Genomic DNA, 21,482 nt, shown 5'->3' on the forward strand with positions numbered 1-21,482 from the left:
TTAATCATTCCCGGTATAAAAAGGGTCTAAAACATTATGCCAATCTTGGCTAAGTGATCGCATCTTTATCCTTGTTTCTGCAAGTTGAGGGCTCATAAAAACGGTATACTTGGCCGAAGGAATTTGACTACTGCATAAGATGGGTTGCTGCTGGAGTATTCTGTCTTTTAGTGCGTAATCAAACAGCACAATATTGCCTTGCTTAATCAAGTCATTTATATCAGCGTGCTCAGTCATCAGATTATAAAAATCAGCCCCTACCCCCCAAATACCAACCTTACCATCTCGGCTTATACTCTCACGCAATGCATCGGCTAGATTAGCCCGTAGTTGACGACATTGTGCTTGATAATGTTTGATCACATTCGCGGCATCAAATAAAGAAGATGATGGATGAGATTGGACTATTTCATCTGGGGTTAGTAATACCTGTAATCTGGGTATATAGCCTGTTGTTATACGACTAATTTTGACCACTTTAAATCCAGCCCGTTTGGCTGCAAAAGTTATAGAGTCTGCCGTATAGTAATGAATATGTTGTAAATTAACTAAATTACTCATACCAATGGATTGAACGGTATGGTGTTGCGAAAAGTCAGGGACTTCAATAAACACTGCCCCATTTGGGCTCAGTTGTTGTTTGATATGCTGTAAGAAGTTAACTGGATTAATTACATGCTCTAATACATGCGAAGCCATCGCTAAATCAATACCCTCTGGCCAATGTTGGTTTGGCAACTGAGCGAGATTATTTAAATCGAACGAGAGATAGTGAATATTATCTTCAGAAAAACGGTCATTAAAATCGATACCGACTAGTGTACTGTCTGGCAGTCGTTTATTGGCAGCAGCTAATAGTTTTCCTTCGCCACAACCAAAATCGACGACAGTCTTAGGTGTCGAATCATTTAATGCAAAGTCTATCATCTCTTCGTATGGACTATTATCACCCACTAGAGTTTCATGCCACATGACGGCTTCTTGGGTAGAGTGAAAATACAACTTTTCAAATAAAGCTGGTGTATATTCATGACTAATCTGAACGTGTCCACAATGTTTACATTTTGATAGAGGATAAACTGAGTTTTGACGGGAAAGTATTGTGCTACTTTCCTCCCATATCCCAAATGAAATATCTGAAAACGTTTGCCATTGCTGACGGTTACAAAGCTGACATGAAGTTATAGCCATAGGTGAAGTCCTAGTTGGTAATACCGCCGTCAATCGTCAGCGTCTGCCCAGTAATAAATGCCGCGTCATCGGACAACAAGAAACTGATTGCAGGGGTTATATCTGCAACTGTACCCAAACGATGCATAGGTGTACGGCGGATAATTTGGTCGCGTTTTTTATCTGAAAGTGTCGACGACATCTCAGTGTCGAGATAACCAGGAGCAATCGAATTAACGGTAATATTTCGGCGGCCATTCTCTCTAGCAAGTGCACGGGTTAAACCATCTAACCCCGCCTTTGACGCAGAATAGGCAGCAAGACCAGTATAACCTCGACTACCAATGATTGAGCTTATATTGATAATTCGCCCCGCACTATTCTGCCTTAAGAATACCCTAAGCACTTCACGGGCAAAGTACAACGCACCGTTTAAATTCACTTGCAATAACGCATCAGATTCTACATTAGGAAAGGTGGCTAACACCCCCTCTTTTGCAATACCGGCATTATTGATGAGCCCCCAAAGTGGTACTTCTGCCCATTCACAGGCAGATTTTACAAATGTAGCGGTTTGTTCTGCATTACCGACTTCACATTGAAACCACTTAACATGTTCGTTGTTATTTACTAGGTCGTCGATCGCCGCCGTGCTATTGCGACTACAGGTAGAGACCTTATAACCTTGATTAAGTAAGTGAATAACTGTGCCTAAACCCAGTCCACGACTACCGCCTGTGACCATAATGTGTTTCATTGAATAAACCTCTGTTTTTTACCCGTCGCAGAAAGACTAATTTGCTCACTAAAGGTGATAATTCTAGGGCGTGCCGCAGGTTCTAATTGTTCAGCAAGTTCTTTAAGTGCTTCTTTAGCAATCTGTTGATCATCAGCACATAACTCAACACAGATAAGTGCCCCTGTAATAGGGTTAGCTTTGGCGTAGACTCTTGCGTCAATTATTCCAACCAATGCAATAATTTTTTGCTCTAAGGTTTCAAGATTAACCTTAACACCACCTACATTCACTAAACTATCTTCTCGACCGGTAAATAATACTCTGTCACCAGTGAGTGTAATACAGTCACCGGTGTCGATAGACTCGTTACGCCTGTTTAGTTGTAATGTATGCGTAGCGGTTAATTGCCAGCCATTAAACTCTTGTTTTAGCCAAGTTCGAGGAAAGCCCGCTAATCCATCTTTAACTGAAAATATGACACCAGCTTCAGTGGTTGCGTAGATATGACGCACCTTAGCCCTAGGACATTGTAACTTGATAGCATCTAAGGTGCGCTGGTCAGCTATTTCTCCGCCCAGAGTAATAACGGCCAATGGTGGTGATTTTGTATGCCAGCTCATTAATAACGCCCGCATCATTGAAGGAGTCGCACTAATGGCATTAACACTATGCTTTATCGCAAGCTCGGCTTTGCGTTGAAGATTGGCATCAACATCGGCAATCAACGTATCTTTACTAACAATAGCCTGCAAAATGACTTGTAAACCAGCAAAGCTCATTGGGTGATAACAAAGTAGCCATCTGCTAGCCACTTTCTCGGTATTGTTAGCGTTTTTAGGCATCAATTTGTTTAGCCGATGAAAAACTAACTTAGGTTGCCCGGTCGTACCCGATGTTAATAGTCCAATAGCGAAACCTGTTGGAAGATTGCTGTCATCAATATCTTGATTAGTTCGATTAAAAATAACTGGAATATCAGCTTGTTGTGCATCAACCATCGCCTGGATCATTTTCGACACCAGCGGGCTAGTTGCGTTGTCAGCAGCGCCATTAAGCTCGATGAACGTTTTGCTTTTACAGTCAGCACTGGGAGTAAAATCAATTCCACAGCACTGTAAGCCCGGCTCAATTAATAAGAATTGCTCATCGATAACAAACATTAAACTGCTGCACCTTCATAAAGCGCTATCAGTTCGGCAATGCTGTGAAACGTCTTAAATCCATCACGAAAGGGATCAATTCCGGTTGTTAATTCTAAAGTCACAATCAATGTTGCTAAGTCCAAAGAGTCCATTGGTAAGTCGACTAAAAACTCTGACTCGACAGTTATTTCAGGACAAACCTCGGCCTTATTTTCAATAATTTGACGGGTCTCATTGAGGATGATATCGGCTAAGTTACTCATATATTATTCCAATCATTAAAAGCGGCTGATATTTTATCTAAGCTAAAATGTTGCTTTTGGGTTAGCCAATCTTCTTTTAGCTGCTCAAAAATGTGCACATCCAGTAGCTGGCCATTTTTACAAATATGTTGCTTTAGGTGACCGACTAAACGCGTTTTATGCAATGTCTGTAGCTTGACCACTTTTTCATTTGCATCAAGTACATAGTTTACAATTTTGTTGAGCTTTAGCTGGTAAAAAACATAGTTACAAATATAAGTATGCATTGTTACACCATATTTGAGTCTCGCTTGACGCTCATAAATATAAGAACCTGTACTGCAGCGTTGGTGTTGTCTATCTATATCGGTAAAACACAAAAAGCCAATTGAAACACCATCATCTTGGATCATATAACCACGATAGTTGTCATTTTTTTCAAGTGACCGTATCCAGTTTTTTTGTTTGTCTAATGATGGATCTTCAAGATCACTGAACATGTGTTTAGTGATCTCTGGATCGGTACGCCACTTGAGCAATAACTCTGCATCACTGACATCTACACGTTTAAAATTTAACGCCATTATCTACTTCTTAATTTGCTAAATAGCCGCCTTCAACTGGCAGTGTGACAGCGTTTATCCACTTAGCAGCGTCGCTAAGTAAAAAGGCTACCGCATTGGCCACATCTTCTGGCTGCCCTAATCCCATAGGGTGTTGGTTAAGCATATGCTGATATTGTGCTTCGGTCATACTGTCTTGGGTGCGTTGTGCCATCTCTGTTTCAACGAGTGCAGGAGCAACACAATTAACCCTAATATTATCCCGCAGCAACTCCATCGATAACCCTCGAGTTAGCGACATTAAACCAGCTTTGCTTGCGCCATAAACAGTATTACCTGTTTGGCCTATAAGCCCCGCAATTGAGGACACAAAAACAATCGCACCTTGCTTAGAGCGATCACGCTTGAGCCTGAAACCTTTAGCGATAGCCATAGCGCTAGCTAAATTGACATGCATAGTTTCATTAAAAAATGCTTGGTCAAATACCCGTATAGGTTTGGTTATTTGAATGCCCGCACAATGAACAAACCCATCAATATAACCGTATTCTTTAACTAATGACTTTACCCAGTCAGAGAGTTTATCGGTATCAGCCATATCAAATGGCGCACAAACATGACCACTACCTTCAAGGCTTGATGCTGTCTTTTCAAGAGCGACTTGGTCGCGACCATTGAGTATCAAGGTTGCGCCCAATTTAGCGAGTAACACGGCGCATGCGCGGCCAATGCCTGCCGATGCGCCAGTAATCAATACTCGTTTACCGCTGAAATCCATAGGATTAAAGATCATCTCGGTACCGACTCGTTAATTATGCAGTTAAATGTTCTTCAACCAGTGCAATAAGATCCGCTACTGTGTTTATCTCTTCTAATTTGTCACCTTGAATGATGATGTCAAAATTCTCATCAGCCATCGCAATCACGCTCAGAAAAGCTAATGAATCCCACTGCTCAAGCTCCATCAATACTTCATCACCTTTTAAGGTGTTGTCATCAAGTTCTAATATCTCTTCTAAGTTGTTTAAAAATTCTTGTCTGTTCATCTTATTCACCTCTAATTTATCGTGTTTTTTTATTTACAGTGCCGCTAATAGTGTATCGGCAAAAATAGGTATTTGTTTATGTTAATGTGCTGTGCGTTGTGCCACATGGGCATTTATCTTTGCAAGCTGCGGATTATTAAGCAGCAAAGTGCAAATTTTGTCAGGACTCGCCTCAAGCCAGTCATTGCCTAAATGCTCAATTAGTTGTTCAACAAGATGAAGGTCATCTTGTTCATCAACGCAAAGCCTAAACTGCCCCCAGGCTAATTGTCCGGTTTCTATCGGTACAATATGTGCATCGGGTTTGCTGTAAAGGTAAAGGGTCACATGTTCTCGTTGTGGCTGAGTCGTCGCCTCTTTATAGGCGTTTGACAGGCTTGCCATGCTAAATACTTCCACATCAAACCCTCTGGGGAAATACGCGAGGCTAATGTGTGTGTACTGTGATATGTCCCCTTGACGATGTTGTTTCACTGCCTCATCAATAAGGCTGGGGCAGATAAGCGGGCAATCCCCCGTGAGACGGATAATAATATCCTCATTGGTTGCCTCTGCCGTTAATGCTGCGTGATAAAAACGATCGAGTACATCATGTTCGTCACCACAAAAATACGGCTGCTGATTGGCTTCACAATAGTCAACAATGGGTTGATCTGTCGACTCAGTAGTGGTGGCGATAATATGAATATCAACCAGTGTTGACTGCTTAACTCTGCCAATGTGATATTCCAACATAGGGCGGCCATTTATTGGCGCTAACACTTTACCAGGTAATCGGCTCGATCCCATGCGAGCTTGCGTAATGCAAATGACGCGCATTTATTTCTCCTTTTTAAGTAAAGGAAAAGACAGATAAGCTTCTTTCATCGGCTCACCAAAGGCGATATCTTGGGTAGCAATTTGGCCAATTATTTGAGGTAAATAGCGCGTGTGTAGCCCATGAGCGGGTCTAACTGATCGCACATTGTCAGCGGTAAACTTCTGGCCTTGTTTAATCGCCTGCGCAATATACAAGGAACGCCTGAAATCTCTTCCACCTGCTTCACTGGGTTTTACTTCATAGCCAGCAACGCCCAGTGCACTGTGCACTTTATCCGCTTGTTGTTTTAATTGAACAAATTCATCAGGTTCTAATGAAAATGCCGCATCTACTGAACCATCACTTTTATCGAGTGTAAAATGCTTCTCAATAACACTTGCACCAAGCGCTACCGCGGTAATAGATGCGGTATTTTCAATGGTGTGATCACTCAAGCCGATAGGAAAATCAAACCGCTGGCACAGATCGGTAATAGTGCGTAAATTACAATCTTCAATCGGCGTTGGGTAACCGCTAATACAATGCAGTAATGCCAACTGCGTGCCACCAGCTAAGGCAACAGCTTCAACAGCCTCTTCAATCTCTTCCAGTGTAGCAAGACCGGTTGACATAATGATTGGCTTGCCGGTTTTTGCTGCAGCGCTAATCAATCCAATATCGTTAATTTCAAAAGAAGCAATTTTATAAGCTGGGCAACCAAGGGATTCAAGCAGTTCAATTGCGCTAAGGTCAAAGGGAGATGAAAATAACGTAATATTATTTTGTTTTGCTCGTTCAAATAGCGCTTTATGCCACGCCCATGGGGTGTGAGCCTCTTGATAAAGATCATATAGCGTACGACCAGCCCAAAGGCCACCTTCAATACTAAACTCTGGGCCATTATGGTTAAGCGTTATGGTATCAGCGCTATAGGTTTGAATTTTGATAGCGTCAACACCTGTTGCCGCTGCGGCATCAATCATCGCCAAGGCTTGATCTAAATTACCTTTATGGTTACCTGATAATTCTGCAATAACATACGGTTTATGCAGTGGGCCTATTTCTCGGCCATCGATATTAATTGTGGAAGCAAACATACTTATTCTCCCGAACTTAACTGCGGTTTAATATCGCTACGCCAGGCGTCATGAAAATGTCGGATCCTGTCTTCACATTTACCCAATATGCCTGGTGTATCAACAGCAGGCATATTCGCTTGGCAAGATTCAGCCACTAATCGGTCCTCTTCCAAAATGGTATGATTAAACTCAGTAAAGTTAGCTTTAATGACCGCTTTTACAGCATCACTTGTGGCACTACCATCCAGTCTTTTTATCATTCGTAGCTGAAAGTTCAGTTGCGATTGGGTGGATGTTAACGGATCATAGGTTTGTAGCGACATTAATGAGCCATTGGTTAATCCAATTGCCAAATTAGGGTAAATAAAGAAGTGATTATATTCAGTAAACTCGCTGCTTTGCTCAAGTTTTAGGTGCTTTCTCGCCCCTGCCCACCATTTTTTGGGAGTATCTTGTAGCGGAGTGTTACCTGTTGTGTGCCCATTAAAAAACTCAATATCACATTCTGCTTTGGCAAATTTTGCAAACGTTTCCGGGTGGACACCGGCGACATGATAAACTTCTAGTACCGTTTCACAGGCGATTTTCCAATTGGTATTCCACCGATAATCACCTTGTTGAACAGGATCGGTAAACTCAGCTGAAATACGGCTTAAAATGGCATAATACGGCCCAAGATAATCTTCAAGTGACGGGCCTGCTTTCGCGACGCGAACAAAGAGCAATTCTCCGCAACTTTCTAAAGCAAACTCTTTCAGTGATAACGCCTTTTTAGCAGCCTCATCTAAACCAAAATCAGTACGATTTTGTGGAACGCCAGCCAATGCGCCATCGCTTTTATAACTCCAACAATGATAAGGACATACTAGTGGTCTATTGCCCTGGGTTTGCGTTTGAAGCCGTGCTCTTCTGTGACTACAAATATTAAGCAATGCACTAACTTGACCATTAAAATTTTGCACCACAACTGGGGTATTACCCACTTTAAGGGTAATAAAATCATGATTTTTAGCCACTTGATCTTTAAAGCCAACAAATATCCAGTTTTTCTCAAACACTTCTACGCGCTCAAGTTCAAAGGTGGCTTGGTCATAATAATGGGTCGGGTGAATGGCTTGTATCGCTATCATTAAAGTTCCGATTTTTGTTGTATGCTGACAATCAACTGTTTAATTATTCGTTGACAGCCTTGGCTGTCAATCAGTTGACGAGCAATGTCACTCATGTCTTGTCTCAAGCATTTATCATGCCAGAGGTTTACAGCATCGACTTTGATTTTACTCAATAAATCGTTATTAATCTGAGTATCAGCTTGGTTACAGTCAAAAGCACGCGTATCGATAGCATAATACCAGCTGTTATTCAGCGGTGAGCCAAGTGCGGGCAATTGATTATCAACCGTCACTAACGCTAACGTAGGGACACCTTGGCTTGCTAACTCCCCCAATGTGCCACCCGCAGCAGATATGGCTAACCCTGATTGCATCATTATTTGAGCAACTGATGGAGGGTTACAAATAATCGAGAAGTTTGAATGCTGTTTAGCCAGCAGCTCTAAAGTGCGCTGTTGCTGATGAACTTGACCAATCAACAAGCAGACATGCGCTTCAGGTAGTGCATCAATAATGGCTCTTGAAAGCGGCAGTGCCAAAGATTTTGGGTCTGTACCCCCTAAGGCGATGAGCAAATCTGGGCGCTCAGCTATTGGGATATAATCTTGAGCAGCAAACTCTTTACGTAAATAGGTGTATTGAGGCCCTAAGCAAAAAGTCGCATTAGGCGCTCGTTGTCGGTACTCTTCAAGGCTGACATTGGGGGCCGGATTAATGACAAAGTCCGCCAAAATAGGCTGATGGTCTAAGGCATCATCTAGCTTAACGATAAAAATAGTAAGTTGATTGAGTTGTAACCACTCATCTGTTGTCAGATCATAATCATCAACAATAATGGCGGTAAACGCATGTGGTAAAAGTTCATCTGTCGATAATGGGGCTGCTATTTGTTGCGTGTCGAAATTAGCCTGATGCAGTTTATTGAGTAAAGGCAAACTACAGGTTTTATAAATAAAAGTGATATCAAAAAAAACCTGCGCTGCCTGTGCAAGCGCATATAGACGCATAATATGTCCAGCGCCTATACCATGGGAGTTGTTTCCGTAAAATGCGACCCGTGGTTTAACCGGCAAGAAAACCACCATCAACGGCTAAGGTAATACCTGTTGTATTAGCACTTAAGCCACTCAGCAGAAAATAAACACTATTAGCCACATCTTGCGGCGAACTTAACCCTAATGGATGGGCATCGATTAATAGTTGGCTTTGCTGTTCGCCTAAAGTCGAAAATTGAAGTTCAGCTTTTGCACCACTTACCACAGCTGGCGCAACACAATTAACTCTAATTTTTTTACTGGCTAGCTCCAAGGCGGCGGATTGCACCATAGATGATAGTGCCGCCTTCGATGCTGCATATAGTGTTCTAGCCTTTAGGCCTCTTTGACCTGCTGCTGAACCTATAAATACAAAGCTGGCTCCAGAGTTAAAATGTTTTGCCTTAGAAAAAGCCGCTGTTAACATCACTGCAGCAGAAAAATTAACATCAAAATATTGGCTAATCTGTTTAGGTGAAATAGTTCTTAGTGGGCTATAGCCTTGATAGCTGGCGCTATGCACTAAGCCGTCTATTGCACCATGTTGCTTGATAAGCGACTTAACCCATGATGGAATATCTTCAAGGTGACTTAAATCAAAAGGGGCTATTTGATGATGTTGTTGAGTTAATTGACGTTTTGTGTCAATAAGCGCCGCTTCTCGCCGGCCAACTAAAATGAGCTTTGCGCCACATTCATCCAGCTTTTTGCAAATAGCGAGTCCAATGTCTGAATCCGCCGCAGCACCGGTAACAACATATAACTTATTGGTTAAATTCATTATAGTTATTGCACCAAGGTTAATGGCTCAAAATCATCACTTATCTCTATAATTTGTGGCGCCAGTATTGGGCCAATATCGGTAATAATGGCTCCCCAGGACCAACCAACACCAAAACCACCTAGCATCACTTTTTTTGTATCAGTTTCGAAAAAATCACCTAACTTATGGCAAATAGCTAGCGGCACAGAGGCGCTGGATGTGTTGCCAAAGTCGGCCATGTCGATGAGATATTTATCTTGTGGAATTTTGGCTTTTTTACGCAAATGTTCAAGAATAAACTGATTAGCCTGATGCATAACGACCATATCTAAACTGTCTGCTTCAATATTAGCTAAAGCCAACGACTCTCTGATTAACTTGGGCACCACTTTCAACGTAAAGGAGAATACCGCAGCGCCATTTAAATAAAGTCGAGACTCTTTATATAGCTTTTGTTCTTCTTCACTGCTTCTGGCTTCAAGTTCTGGCATGGTGGGGTTTCGTCGCCCACCCGCTTTTACTGCAATATGCTGCCCGCCAGTGCCGTCGGTGCCAAAAACAGCGTAAGAGTCAGTCCAATTCTCATCAAATTGTAATGCTGTTGCTACGCCCGCATCGCCAAAAAGAGGAAGAGTACCGCGATCATCAGGCAAAAGATGACGACTAGAAGTGTCGCCACATAGTACTAACGCCCGTTGACCATCAGAGCCATTAAGCATTTGACTCGCCATCCAGGTGGCATAAACAAAACCCGAACAGCCTAAACTCACATCAAGACATGCAGCATCCTGAGACAAACCAAGTCTGTGTTGCATTAAACATGCTGTGGCTGGGAGTGCATAATCAGAATCCTGTGATACATAAATCAATACATCAACAGACTCTGGTGCCCAATTAAGGCGCTTTAATAAGGTTTCAGCAGCGGCAATACACATGTCCGATGCACATAGATGTTTTGGCAGGATTCGGCGACTATGTATGCCTGTGCTGGCATAAATTTTATCCGCCTCCTCCTGAGTGAAAATATCTGGTGTTTCAACATATGAATGTCTATGGGGAGGAACAGCGGCTTGCATACCTGCAATTTTGACTGACTTTATCACAGCTTTCATAGATAACCCTGTTGAAATAAACGAATAATGTTGGTTTTAACTATAACATTGAATAATATAGCTTGAAAGTGTCATGCTTGCGTCAAATTTGCACTAACCTTTTCTATATAGTGAAAAAATCAGGGATAAGAAATGACCATTACTACTGTTAACAAGATTTCAATTGCTGGCATTGTCTGTGTCTTACCTGAATTAGTGTGTGAAAATATTGATAAGTCTTCTGAGGTTGCTAGCCAAGAAATGGCACGAATTGTTGCCTCTACAGGTATTCATTCAAGACGTGTAACACCACCAGAACAGACGGTATTAGATCTAGGGCTAATCGCATGCGAATCGTTATTAAGCGAGTTAGCTTGGGATCGCGATGAAATATCGCTGATTATTTTTGTGACTCAAACTCCCGACTACCCATTACCTGGCAATGCGATACAGCTACAACATCAACTGGGGTTAAATAAAGGCACTATCGCTTTTGATGTTAATTTAGGTTGCTCAGGTTTTATTTATGGATTGTGGCAGACATCGCAATTACTCAGCGGGCTACCAACAGGTAAAGCGTTATTAATTGTAGGTGATACTACCAGCCATCAGTACAGCGAAAGTAACCGAGCCGTATCATCATTATTTGGTGACGCAGTCAGTGCTATCGCTATTGAGAAGCGTGATAACTGCGATGAGATGGTCTTTTCACTAGGCTCAGACGGTGCAGGCGCACCTTACCTTATTCAACCAAATGGGGGTGCTAGAACGCCAAATCGCGCCCCAGAATTATTTATGGATGGTATGCAGGTATTTGTATTCACCCTAAGAGAAATACCCGCCTCAGTTAATGCTTGTTTAACCCATAAAGGCTGGCAAGTAGACGATATAGACTACTGCGTAATGCACCAAGCAAATGAAATGATGCTAAAACGCTTAGGTGACAAATTAGGCATAACTCAGCAGCAATTGATTATCTCAATGGGGGACATAGGCAACACTAGCTCGGCATCAATACCCTTAGCGTTGTGCTTAAGTCTGCAAGATGAATTGCTGCGTCAACCGACTAAATTACTCTTGTCGGGGTTTGGCGTAGGTTGGTCTTGGGGAACAGTTGCCTTTACATTACAACCGCTCAAAGTATGTAAAGTGATTGATTTAAAAACATCAAATTAACGCGTATTTAAACGCATCTAGACTGTAAGCAATGCTGGAAGTTCGTGTTCTAAGTAATCAGCTAAACCTAGCCAGTCATGACGTTCTTGAGCAGCCAACATACTTGGAATAAGCGCGAGTATTTGGCTTGAATGTGGAAGGAAAGCGAGCATAGGTTCTAAGTGATTTAAACATTCCCGCAGGCGCTGCGCCCCTTCAGCCTCATGGCCGAGTCTTAAAGCATGTGCCGTGGCAATAAGTTTCTCTATTAAGGTATTTGGACTACATAATGTCATAGTGATAAATCCTTATACTGAGCACCATGTATACGTGCTCCATCTAGGCTAGATTGATAAAACCTCACATGCTGCTTAGCGCTGATATAGTGCTCTAAACTGCGTAAATATCCCCTAAAATTCAGATCCGTTGCCACGCGTTCGCCATGTCCATTAATGACCCAATGGTGATTTTGATTATTTATGGAAGGCCCTAGGGCACCATCATTCCAAAATGCATGTGTTTTATTGCCAGGGTAGCTAAAATCACAGCCAAAAAGTGTTATCTCCTTAATTTTAAGATATACCGCTAGGTCAATCGCAGGATGAATAACACTGCCATTGGTAAATAGTCTTAACTTCGGATACTGCTTATCTAGCTTGTCATAAATAGGATTTTTGGAATAAGCAATAAACTTTGGCCCTGGCCATTGCCCGTGTATTGATGATGACAAGGTGGGGAAATAAACCAGAGTAATCGACGACGGAATTGTGTCAGGAAAATGCGCAGGGGTAATTTTATTGTCTATTGACACCACAATATCAGGAATAATATTTTCATGAATGAGTGCCTTCAGTGCAGTATCCACTGCAATCATCAGTGATCGCTGGCCAATTGGCAGCTTACGCTGTGCGCGTAAATAATCGTAATGATTCTCTAAAGTGGGGCCTGAACCAATCAAATGCGCTTTGTATTGCCCGTGGGGAAGAATTAATGTCGATGCGTCAGGGTCATTTGCTATCGCCTGTGCATTTTCATTCAGACGCTTCTGTACTTCAGGGTTCGCGGGTTGATGCTGACGATTCACATAAGCACGATTATTTTCCAGCACTAAGTGATCGCGTAAAATGGCATTTTCATTATTAGCGAGAAGCAAATCGGGTGTGATAGAAATATTTGGCAGGTTTATTTTATGCTGATGAGCTTGATAAGCAACCTTAACTCGAGGGTCGCTTAACCATTCACTTTGGTCAGTAAAGCTCAACAGCAATGCTAGTAATGACAAATTGAGTGGTACCACTTCGATTGATTGTAATTGTTTGTTATCAATCAACAAACTCATCACATCTCCCATCCCAATGCCGTAAACAGTCACCTTGTCGCAAACTAAAGGTAATGGGTTAATCAGTAACTTAGCTTCAGCTATTCGGTTATGGCGGCTACTAAGCTGAATACCGTCAACACTGATAGTTTGATTATTCCCTTCCACAAGTTGAGCATCAAAATGATCAATAGATTCAAATCTAAGTGCCGACGCAAGGATCGGCCAACGCTGGCTGATGATATCAACATTCTTAGCAAAAAGATCAGTCATTGACACTGCCCTCGATGTATTACTTTAAAGTGAAAGTCACTAACAAATCAAATATTTGAAGTTAGCCTATTACAAGATTAATCAAAGTTAGCTAGATACTATTTCTCAAAACAGTAACTCGCAAGTCTTGTATATAAAATTATCCGACAAGTGTCAAAATAGTTCACCGACAACAATACAACCACAGCATAATTTTAACGCTAAGTAATTATGATATAACAAATTACTTTAACCAAACAAGGGTGTAAGCAACGAAAATAGACGCAAATATAAGCTATAAATTTAGCGGTTATACTGCTCGGTAAAATGCATTGTCAATTTTAACTTAATTTTATCGACAGTTAAGACTATGGTCTGGCGGAGCAATTTAATGAATTGATAATAAATAGCGGCATTAAAGGTAGCTTGAGCCCGGAAGATATTGCTGTAAATATTAATCTTAATACAAGCCAAAGAAGCATCCATATTTAATAGTAAAACCTTAATCGTGGCGATAAGATTTATAACTATGCTCAAGCACTAAAATACAATTCGGTTCTATTTCTGCCAAGTGTTTTAGCTTGATACATAGCATTATCAGCCTGAGTAAATAAACCTGTAAATGATATATGTTCTGCGCTAATACTCACCCCTATACTGACGGTTAATGCATTGTCACCCACTTTAATTTGAGCAATTAACTTATGTAGCCGCTGGCAAAATAATTCAGTATCACTTTTGTTCGTATCCGGTAACATGATCAAAAACTCTTCTCCGCCAAATCGAGAGACAAAATCTGTTTGACGGCAAAACCCCTTTAATAACCCGCCTAGCTCCTTCAACACTCGGTCACCTTCTAAATGGCCAAAGGTATCATTAATTTTTTTAAAATGGTCAATATCAAGTACTAACAAACCTACCGATTGCTTAGACCTTGCAGCTTGTTCAAGGGCTAAAGTGCTTCTATATTTCATTTCCCTTCGATTGAGTAAACCGGTTAACTCGTCTGTAGACGCCAGCAACATCAACTTCTCGGCCTGATCCTCTAATGTTTTTCTTGTTTTGATTAATTCTTCATAGAGCTGGTCTCGTTTAGAGGCATTGAAAAAACTCCAATATATACAGCCATCTTCACTTAAACGTGCGTTCACCGTTATCGGAATACGCACTCCAGAGGCATTGAATATAATCAGCTGCATTTCTTCGCAAATCTTTTCATGTAACAGTGTTGGAATTAAATAACTTTGAAAAAATATTCGAGATGATTGAGTAAATATAACATCAGCACTTTTACCTATAAGTTCACCGGGCGGCCACATTAGCTCACTGGTAAAATATGAATTTACATAGGTAATCATTCTTGAGGGGTCAGTCACTAGCACCCCACACGGGAAACTATCCGGAGAGAAAACCATCGAGGTATCCCCCTCCAACTTAAGTGTTTTCAAGGTAGTTAATTCGCATATTCTATTATCGATTTAATAATAGCATCAGGATGCGTCATATGCAGGCAGTGGCCATCGGCTGGAATAACTTTAAGCTGGCTATGGGCTATTTCACTGGCAATAAACTCACCAATTGAGGTTGCTGCTAGTGCATCATTTTGACTTTGTAAAATTAATGACGGCTGTTTAATCTCTTTTAAAAGATAACGATAATCAGATAAAAAAGTCGCTTCAGCAAAGTTTTTGGCAATAACAGGATCAGTAGAACAAAAACTGCCAGATAACTCGCCAATCAGGTCATCAGAGTTATTGGTTCCCATGACTAATGGTGCTAAATAGTTAGCCCAACCAATATAGTTTTTATCCATTAGGTTCAATAATTCTTCAAGATCTTCTTTTTCAAAGCCACCTAGGTATTCTGGAGGAAGATTTAAAAAACACGGTGATGGGCAAACCATGATCAAGTTCGAAAACAACGCCGGTTTCTCAATTGCTGCTATTGCACCAATAATACTACTGACCGAATGACCAACAAAAATAGCATCAGTGAGCTTTAACGCTTCACAAATTTCAATAATATCTTCAGCATATCCTTCAAGTTGGCTATAGCGTTTTTTGCTATATTGAGAAATATCAGAAGCACCCGAACCAACATAATCAAATAATACCATTTTGAAATGCTTTGCCAGTTCAGGGATTAAAAAGCGCCACATGTTTTGGTCACACCCAAAACCATGAGCAAGAAACAGCGTTTTACTGCCCTTACCGATTAACTTAACATTATTTCTAATCAATACATCATCTGCATTTAGCATACTTTGTCGTCCTTTTTATCAGGTCACCAATAATGAGCGCCTGCTGACTTTGCCATGGTCAATCTAATTTAGCCATAGCTAAGTTAAGCAAACCATTCAAAATTATCCATTTCATGTTCTGCATCGCCGATATTTTCCGCTGATGTAAGTCAGTCAGATCAAGTTATCAGCAATGTAAATAGCGCTTTAAAATACAATAAAGACCAGTCGCTATACACATTGAAGTATTGAAGATTTTGGGCTGAGTGATTTGGCATCGCATCACAGAACGCGCAGAGCTTAGTGGCACTGAAAAAGGCCTACACTTTCAAAAGAACTGCCACCATTCACGATCTAAGGCGCACCATAGCCAGCTGGAACGTCATGCGTGGCGGTAATATTCAAACTACGAGTAAGCGACTAGGCCATAGCCCTAGGGATGTAAACAAGCGCCAGCATAACAGCAAGCACCTATGCGCATTTGGATATTGAGCATATTAGGCTGAATTGGGTATTACTACAGCTCATCTGCTTGGAACTTTTCAGCAAGAGTCGAAGGTCGATAAATTATTGAGGGAGATTGAATAGCTCCCTGATGAAGAAAAAAGAGAGAGCTGTTCGGTCGTTTTATTTAAAACGTTAGTTACAATTGTTCTTGTTGTTTCCTTACTTTGTTTTCTTCTAAGTGTTTGAAGTAATAGTGACTACTGAAGTTTTTTATAAGAAAGTGTATATAAGTCTCAGTCCTTACTAGTTCTTCAACTATCTTGATAGCCAGTTAAGTTCTTTTAAAATAACACTATTTTCACTAGTTTGAGATTTCAACTTATCAATATTTACTTTTAATTTGGCGTTGCTTGTAGAAAATGTGACACAGTTTTTATGCTTTTTTACAATTTCACTAGCGGCCAAACGTGAGAAACCAAAGTCTTGGAGCTCTACTTGTTTAGAATCCATCGTTCCATATTCTAGAGCTGGAGCTAAATTGCAGCCTGATCGCGATTCACCATGAATAGATTTCATCAATTGATAGAAGTGAGAACAACAACTTTCAAGAACAAAAGTGACATCACTTTCTATACATGAAATTGTTTCAATTATCTTTTGGTTTAGGTGGACAGCATCATTTTTGTTAAAGTCCACCCATCTATAAGACTCTGGATCTCTAACTGACTGACTGTACTTTATTCCATTTGAAACTATGGCTGATAAAGGTGAATCCATAAGCCATGAATAAGCAACATTAAATAGTTGATCAAGCGATTCTGGTGTTTTTCTAAGCTTGTAAATTTTATTAATCATAGTAATGTATTCAGAGACGTCCTCTCTTGAATATGATCGAAGAATATTATTGTGATTTCTTGCAAAATTAAATGCAATTGCTTGTTGGTCACTGTCATAATTATGACTACTTGCAAATATTACAGGATCAATATTAATAATTCCCTTACGTTTTAAGTGCTCTAAAGATGCATCGATTATGCGCTCTCGTATATCTTTTTTAAATCCAAGCAATAGACTTCCAATCTCACCAACTTTATGAAAATTAATGACTTCCGATAAAATCAGGTTACTTATTTCAACAATGTTTCTATCTGGAGATGTAGTTTTTCCAGATAAATAGTTTAATATTTTAATGTGTTTAGTGAGTAGTGATGAAAATCCATCATCTATATCAATTGTCTTACATTCTCTAGCTCGCTTTTCAACTATATCCCAGCTTTCGTAGGAGTCGCCAATGCAAATAATATTTCCAGAAAGTTCATTTTTATATCTTCCAGCTCGGCCTGCTAAGTTCCAAAAGTCCAGATTACACTTTTCAGCGTTATTCATTGTGGATTTACTGAAAGGGTAAATAAAAACATTTTTTGTAGGTAAGTTTACACCTTCCAATAAAGTAGAGGTGCAGAAGATGTATTTTATCTTTTTTCTAGCATATAAGTCTTCTATTCTCTTTCGAATAAAGTTGGGTAAAGAACCATTATGCAAAGCAATTCCATATTTTAGATACTTTGCTAAAATAAAGTCTTTATGCACAAAATCTGCAATAAATTCAGATTCCTTTATCAGCTCTTCATCTTGGCTTTCATCAAGCAAATCATTGCCAACCAAATAGCTTATAAATTCGCCGCATTTTTTTACACATTCAATTTTGCTTGAAATAAAAACTAAATTAGAATGCGATGATTTTCCAATTGAAGCTATTAAATCGAAACTGTTCTGAAATTTTCTGTCAGGTGTAAATCTAAAGCTTTCTTTTGTAATGCTATCAAAGTATCTAAACTCACCATTACTAAGGTCTGTGAAGTAAAGATTTTGTGTTACAGGACTTTCTCTAACAACCAAGCTATTTGAATTATCTTTAATGTCAAATGTTTTAAAAAACACTTCTGGATTTGAAATGACAGGGCTAGAAAAAACCAACTTGACCTTAGGGTATTTGTCGATTGTCCTTCTAATTACCTTAAATAGAGTTATAGATCTTTTGTTGTTCTTTTCTGCAAGCTTGTGTGCTTCATCAATAAACAAAACATCAACTGTTTCATTCAACAATGTCTGTTCAAATAAAAAGTTGTTGTAACGTTCTTGGGTAAATATCAAAATGTTTTTTTCATTCTTCGAAAATCCAGATACTGATTTAGTAACATTGACGTTTTCAATTTCCCTTTGTGATAATAGTTGCCTTATATCTATCAAATACTCTTCTAGCAAAGCTTTTGTAGGTAGGATGAATATAATGTTTCTAACGGTAGCTATTAAGTCTATTGCGGTGTTTTTTAATAAAAAAGACTTACCAAGTGACGTTGGCCCTGAAAAACTAAAATGTAAATTATTTAGAATGGATTGATAAATTTCAAACTGTGCATTTGTGAATATGTCACTAGTGCTACCTATTTGCTGATTCATCTTCCTATAGCTACTAGAAATCTCAATACTTACGGGTAAGCTCAACGTTTTATCAATAAATTTCTCTTCCGCAGAAAATAACCCAAACTTACTTAGTACGGATTTTATGACTAACTGACAACTTTTCTCTTGAAAGTAAAGTTCGTATAAAGAAGAAACCAATTTTAACGATAAACTTCTATGAAGACTGTCTTGCGAATTAGACAAAAAATCAGAGTACTTCAATAATTTCTTGTATTCTAAAATAGATATAGGGTTGGTTGGAACGCTGCTAAATCTATTCTTTGACGTTGTCATGAATAGTTTTTCATAGCTCAGTTCAAAGTCATCACTATTCGTTATGCGATGGCAAATGTAATCTACTGCATCCACACTCATTTTAATAACTCCCCTACAAGCTCAGTCAATTCGTTGCTTTTGTTCATAGGCAAAATATAAAGATTTACACTTAGCTCATGATGGATCGCATCAAGAGTAGATTGTTCAATTTTATCAATTGCTTGCTTAACAAGTAATTCTATATCCCCTTCTACGGAGCTTCCTTTAGGCACATTATGGTACTGTAAGTTTATACAGTGCATTATAGATAAATTTCGAATAAAGTCATCCTGATTACCAAATAAAACTTCATAAAGTGCTTCGCATTCTTCCTGCGAATACTTTACGTCTAAGAATGAGCGTTCCGCGATTAAGGATGCATCAAAAGCATAGTGGTTTAGGTGATGTAACATTTCGCCAAGAGTAAAATTTAGTTGTTCACACAGGTTTTCTTCCCCACCATAGCTTGAGACAATAAATTCAGCACCATTCTCAGAGTCATTCAACATGTGTACGTGGTGATAGTGGGTGTGATCTATATAAGTAGAGTATATGTGAGGTGCATTCATCATAGACTCTACAATGCGACTCGCTAGGAGTTTATATGCTGGCTGTAGTTCTTTTTTCTGTTCTAGCACCCGTAATGCTGAAATTGTAAGCATCGTTTTGTTTTCATTATTATCACCTAAGATAACCCCAAATTCATTTGTAAGAGACTTGGCGATAGGGTTAAGATTAAAGAATGGAAATCCTTTTTGGCTTGGTATTAGAATAGATAAGATTAGTTTGTCACTGATGGAAACCGTAGAGATAGTTTTGAAATTATTTTTGAAATTAGTATTTATACTAATTTTACACCTTTGTTTGGTGAAAATTGTTGAACCGAAAAAATTGTGCATTTCCTCGAAATTAATATTTTGAAGTTGCTCGCCTAAGACGTCGTTTGACTCTTCATTTGTGGTGATTATTGAATATGCAATTGGTATATCATTATTGTTCCTGTTGATGACGATAGAACCCGACATTCCTATTAAATCTTCACTTTTTTCTATTAGTTCAGTAACCACGTTACTTTCTAGATTATAATAGCACTCATCCCCTTCAACCTCTGGGTTATTTAATAACAATCTAGAAGTATTTATTGAATCTGATTTAAAGCCAAAAGCAGTAAACTCTCCCTTGCCATCTTCCAATTTTCCAATTTTGAGTGGTGTAGTGCTCTTTTCTTCGACCTGAAGGATCGCTATGTCATTATTAGGGAATGAGTAAATTTTGAGAGGTGTTAAGCAAGCTCCACTTTTTTTATTTAATAAAACAGAAGAGATCTCAAGCTGAATGTCACATGTCTTGCAGCATTCCGGATCTCCATTATTGTACGGTTCGCAATCATCTGCTTTATGACATAAGCCATGTTTAGACGCTATGACGTAAGAGCTATCATCTGTTGCTGACTTAAAGTGATAACCGCTGGATTCAGCTATAAGTGTTTTAATCTTTATTGCATTTTTCCTACTCATAAAACACCTTATTAACACCTTGTGCGGGTAGTGTCGTAGTTATTGAGTATCCCAAGGAAGTACACTCATTGAAGATACTTTTAAGTTTTTCATTGTCTGCACTTAGATGAAATTTGGCATCTGAGTTGAATGACAATATTCTACCAATTGTCTTATTGTTTGGGTGACCATGATGAGATTTGTCTGCACATATTATATACTCAGTTTTTCCTAGCAGTCTTATTAGTTCTTTGCTCGTATTTTTATGGCTTGCGTGGTGTGATAGTTTGACAACATCAAAATTTATATTTTCAAGTTGTTTATTTTTTAAAGCAATTATGATATCTGAAGGGTGACTGTCACCCAGAAAAATAGCGCGTTTCCCCTTATACTCTAGTATAAATGAGATACTGGATTTATTGGTTATAGAAGAGTCTTCCTCGAAATTGTCTTTCCCAGACCTAATTTCTTCCAAACACGATTTTATATCAGGCTCTACGATCTTTTTCCCAGCGATTTTCTTTTTTTCTTTTCTACTGTCTCATTTAATTTAGACAAAATTATATCATTAGGTGTCAATGCTATAAATTTCAGTTCATTTAGCTCGATAGGTGAGTCTTCAAATTGGAAAGTGCCAAGTTTGATGCTTTGTTCATTTAGTAGCTTATTAAGCTGGCTATCTTGGCGAAACGAGATTTTCTTTGTATTAGACTTCTGTTTAAAAATTTTCGGTAGCAACTCTATACTATTGAAAATAAAATATTTGATTATGATTCCGCTATCAATTAGATACTTAAAGCCACCAATGTGATCATCATCATTGTGTGTAACAACCGCAATGTCCACATAGCGCCCATCCAGAAGCTTAGTTAGCCGTTCTATCAGAACCTTACGGACTTTTAATGACTTGGGGCCTGAGTCAATAAGAATTAGAGTTTCACCGCATGTAACCAAAAGGCAGTCACCATGCCCCGCATCTATTATATCAATTTTCATATATTCAATTAGTTACCAGAG

General features: G+C 39.4%; 21 protein-coding genes. 1 reads left to right on the forward strand and 20 read right to left on the reverse strand.

Going from position 1 to position 21,482, the window contains the following annotated elements; translation table 11 throughout:
- The 13 genes from ACRWQM_RS12215 to ACRWQM_RS12275 all read right to left on the reverse strand — a co-directional run bounded on the left by ACRWQM_RS12215 (position 1) and on the right by ACRWQM_RS12275 (position 10,801).
- Entirely contained in the window at positions 1-1,191 is a 1,191-nt protein-coding gene (locus tag ACRWQM_RS12215; protein ID WP_434930164.1) for a class I SAM-dependent methyltransferase, read from the reverse strand.
- Positions 1,192-1,201: 10 nt separating this feature from the next.
- Positions 1,202-1,927 (reverse strand): SDR family NAD(P)-dependent oxidoreductase, encoded by a 726-nt coding sequence (locus ACRWQM_RS12220; RefSeq protein WP_434930166.1) that lies wholly within the window; start codon positions 1,925-1,927, stop codon positions 1,202-1,204.
- Positions 1,924-3,069: an AMP-binding protein gene (locus tag ACRWQM_RS12225; RefSeq protein WP_434930167.1), complete on the reverse strand. Its 1,146-nt coding sequence runs from the start codon at positions 3,067-3,069 to the stop codon at positions 1,924-1,926. The genes ACRWQM_RS12220 and ACRWQM_RS12225 overlap by 4 nt, the downstream gene beginning before the upstream one ends.
- Positions 3,069-3,314: a phosphopantetheine-binding protein gene (locus ACRWQM_RS12230; protein WP_188923647.1), complete on the reverse strand. Its 246-nt coding sequence runs from the start codon at positions 3,312-3,314 to the stop codon at positions 3,069-3,071. The genes ACRWQM_RS12225 and ACRWQM_RS12230 overlap by 1 nt, the downstream gene beginning before the upstream one ends.
- Positions 3,311-3,877 (reverse strand): UDP-4-amino-4,6-dideoxy-N-acetyl-beta-L-altrosamine N-acetyltransferase, encoded by a 567-nt coding sequence (gene pseH / locus ACRWQM_RS12235; protein WP_434928704.1) that lies wholly within the window; start codon positions 3,875-3,877, stop codon positions 3,311-3,313. The genes ACRWQM_RS12230 and pseH overlap by 4 nt, the downstream gene beginning before the upstream one ends.
- Positions 3,878-3,887: 10 nt before the next feature.
- Positions 3,888-4,649 carry an SDR family NAD(P)-dependent oxidoreductase gene (locus ACRWQM_RS12240; protein ID WP_434930169.1) on the reverse strand — a complete coding sequence of 254 codons (762 nt, stop codon included), beginning with the start codon at positions 4,647-4,649 and terminating at the stop codon, positions 3,888-3,890.
- A gap of 19 nt (positions 4,650-4,668) precedes the next feature.
- Positions 4,669-4,902 (reverse strand): acyl carrier protein, encoded by a 234-nt coding sequence (locus ACRWQM_RS12245; RefSeq protein ID WP_226410496.1) that lies wholly within the window; start codon positions 4,900-4,902, stop codon positions 4,669-4,671.
- A gap of 81 nt (positions 4,903-4,983) precedes the next feature.
- Positions 4,984-5,721, reverse strand: a complete 738-nt coding sequence (locus tag ACRWQM_RS12250) for a cytidylyltransferase domain-containing protein (protein ID WP_434930170.1) — start codon at positions 5,719-5,721, stop codon at positions 4,984-4,986.
- Positions 5,722-6,798, reverse strand: a complete 1,077-nt coding sequence (gene pseI, locus ACRWQM_RS12255; RefSeq protein WP_434930172.1) for a pseudaminic acid synthase — start codon at positions 6,796-6,798, stop codon at positions 5,722-5,724.
- Between the two features lie 2 nt (positions 6,799-6,800).
- Complete coding sequence (locus tag ACRWQM_RS12260) at positions 6,801-7,910, reverse strand: aromatic ring-hydroxylating oxygenase subunit alpha (protein ID WP_434930174.1); 1,110 nt, start codon at positions 7,908-7,910, stop codon at positions 6,801-6,803.
- Positions 7,910-8,899 carry a PseG/SpsG family protein gene (locus tag ACRWQM_RS12265; RefSeq protein ID WP_434930176.1) on the reverse strand — a complete coding sequence of 330 codons (990 nt, stop codon included), beginning with the start codon at positions 8,897-8,899 and terminating at the stop codon, positions 7,910-7,912. The genes ACRWQM_RS12260 and ACRWQM_RS12265 overlap by 1 nt, the downstream gene beginning before the upstream one ends.
- A 55-nt stretch (positions 8,900-8,954) precedes the next feature.
- Positions 8,955-9,707 (reverse strand): SDR family NAD(P)-dependent oxidoreductase, encoded by a 753-nt coding sequence (locus ACRWQM_RS12270; protein ID WP_434930178.1) that lies wholly within the window; start codon positions 9,705-9,707, stop codon positions 8,955-8,957.
- A gap of 5 nt (positions 9,708-9,712) precedes the next feature.
- On the reverse strand, positions 9,713-10,801 hold the full coding sequence (locus ACRWQM_RS12275) for a 3-oxoacyl-ACP synthase III family protein (protein ID WP_434928697.1): 1,089 nt from the start codon (positions 10,799-10,801) through the stop codon (positions 9,713-9,715).
- A gap of 132 nt (positions 10,802-10,933) precedes the next feature.
- On the opposite strand from ACRWQM_RS12275, the gene ACRWQM_RS12280 reads away from it, so the two are divergent.
- Positions 10,934-11,956 carry a ketoacyl-ACP synthase III gene (locus ACRWQM_RS12280; protein WP_434930180.1) on the forward strand — a complete coding sequence of 341 codons (1,023 nt, stop codon included), beginning with the start codon at positions 10,934-10,936 and terminating at the stop codon, positions 11,954-11,956.
- Between the two features lie 17 nt (positions 11,957-11,973).
- Here ACRWQM_RS12280 and ACRWQM_RS12285 read toward each other — a convergent pair whose 3' ends face one another.
- The 7 genes from ACRWQM_RS12285 to ACRWQM_RS12315 all read right to left on the reverse strand — a co-directional run bounded on the left by ACRWQM_RS12285 (position 11,974) and on the right by ACRWQM_RS12315 (position 21,461).
- Positions 11,974-12,231, reverse strand: coding sequence for a hypothetical protein (locus ACRWQM_RS12285; RefSeq protein WP_434928695.1), 258 nt, complete (start codon positions 12,229-12,231; stop codon positions 11,974-11,976).
- Positions 12,228-13,526, reverse strand: coding sequence for a motility associated factor glycosyltransferase family protein (locus ACRWQM_RS12290; RefSeq protein ID WP_434930182.1), 1,299 nt, complete (start codon positions 13,524-13,526; stop codon positions 12,228-12,230). Before ACRWQM_RS12290 ends, ACRWQM_RS12285 begins: the two co-directional genes overlap by 4 nt.
- A gap of 512 nt (positions 13,527-14,038) precedes the next feature.
- Positions 14,039-14,920, reverse strand: coding sequence for a sensor domain-containing diguanylate cyclase (locus tag ACRWQM_RS12295; RefSeq protein WP_434930183.1), 882 nt, complete (start codon positions 14,918-14,920; stop codon positions 14,039-14,041).
- Between the two features lie 38 nt (positions 14,921-14,958).
- Positions 14,959-15,765, reverse strand: coding sequence for an alpha/beta fold hydrolase (locus ACRWQM_RS12300; protein ID WP_434928692.1), 807 nt, complete (start codon positions 15,763-15,765; stop codon positions 14,959-14,961).
- Positions 15,766-16,506: 741 nt separating this feature from the next.
- Positions 16,507-19,029: a DEAD/DEAH box helicase gene (locus ACRWQM_RS12305; RefSeq protein ID WP_434930185.1), complete on the reverse strand. Its 2,523-nt coding sequence runs from the start codon at positions 19,027-19,029 to the stop codon at positions 16,507-16,509.
- On the reverse strand, positions 19,026-20,486 hold the full coding sequence (locus ACRWQM_RS12310; protein WP_434930187.1) for a hypothetical protein: 1,461 nt from the start codon (positions 20,484-20,486) through the stop codon (positions 19,026-19,028). The genes ACRWQM_RS12305 and ACRWQM_RS12310 overlap by 4 nt, the downstream gene beginning before the upstream one ends.
- 474 nt (positions 20,487-20,960) lie before the next feature.
- Complete coding sequence (locus ACRWQM_RS12315) at positions 20,961-21,461, reverse strand: MBL fold metallo-hydrolase (protein ID WP_434930189.1); 501 nt, start codon at positions 21,459-21,461, stop codon at positions 20,961-20,963.
- Positions 21,462-21,482 lie beyond the last annotated feature (21 nt).

The organism is Shewanella sp. HL-SH5 (assembly GCF_051163755.1).
Taxonomy (GTDB): Bacteria; Pseudomonadota; Gammaproteobacteria; order Enterobacterales; family Shewanellaceae; genus Shewanella; species Shewanella glacialimarina.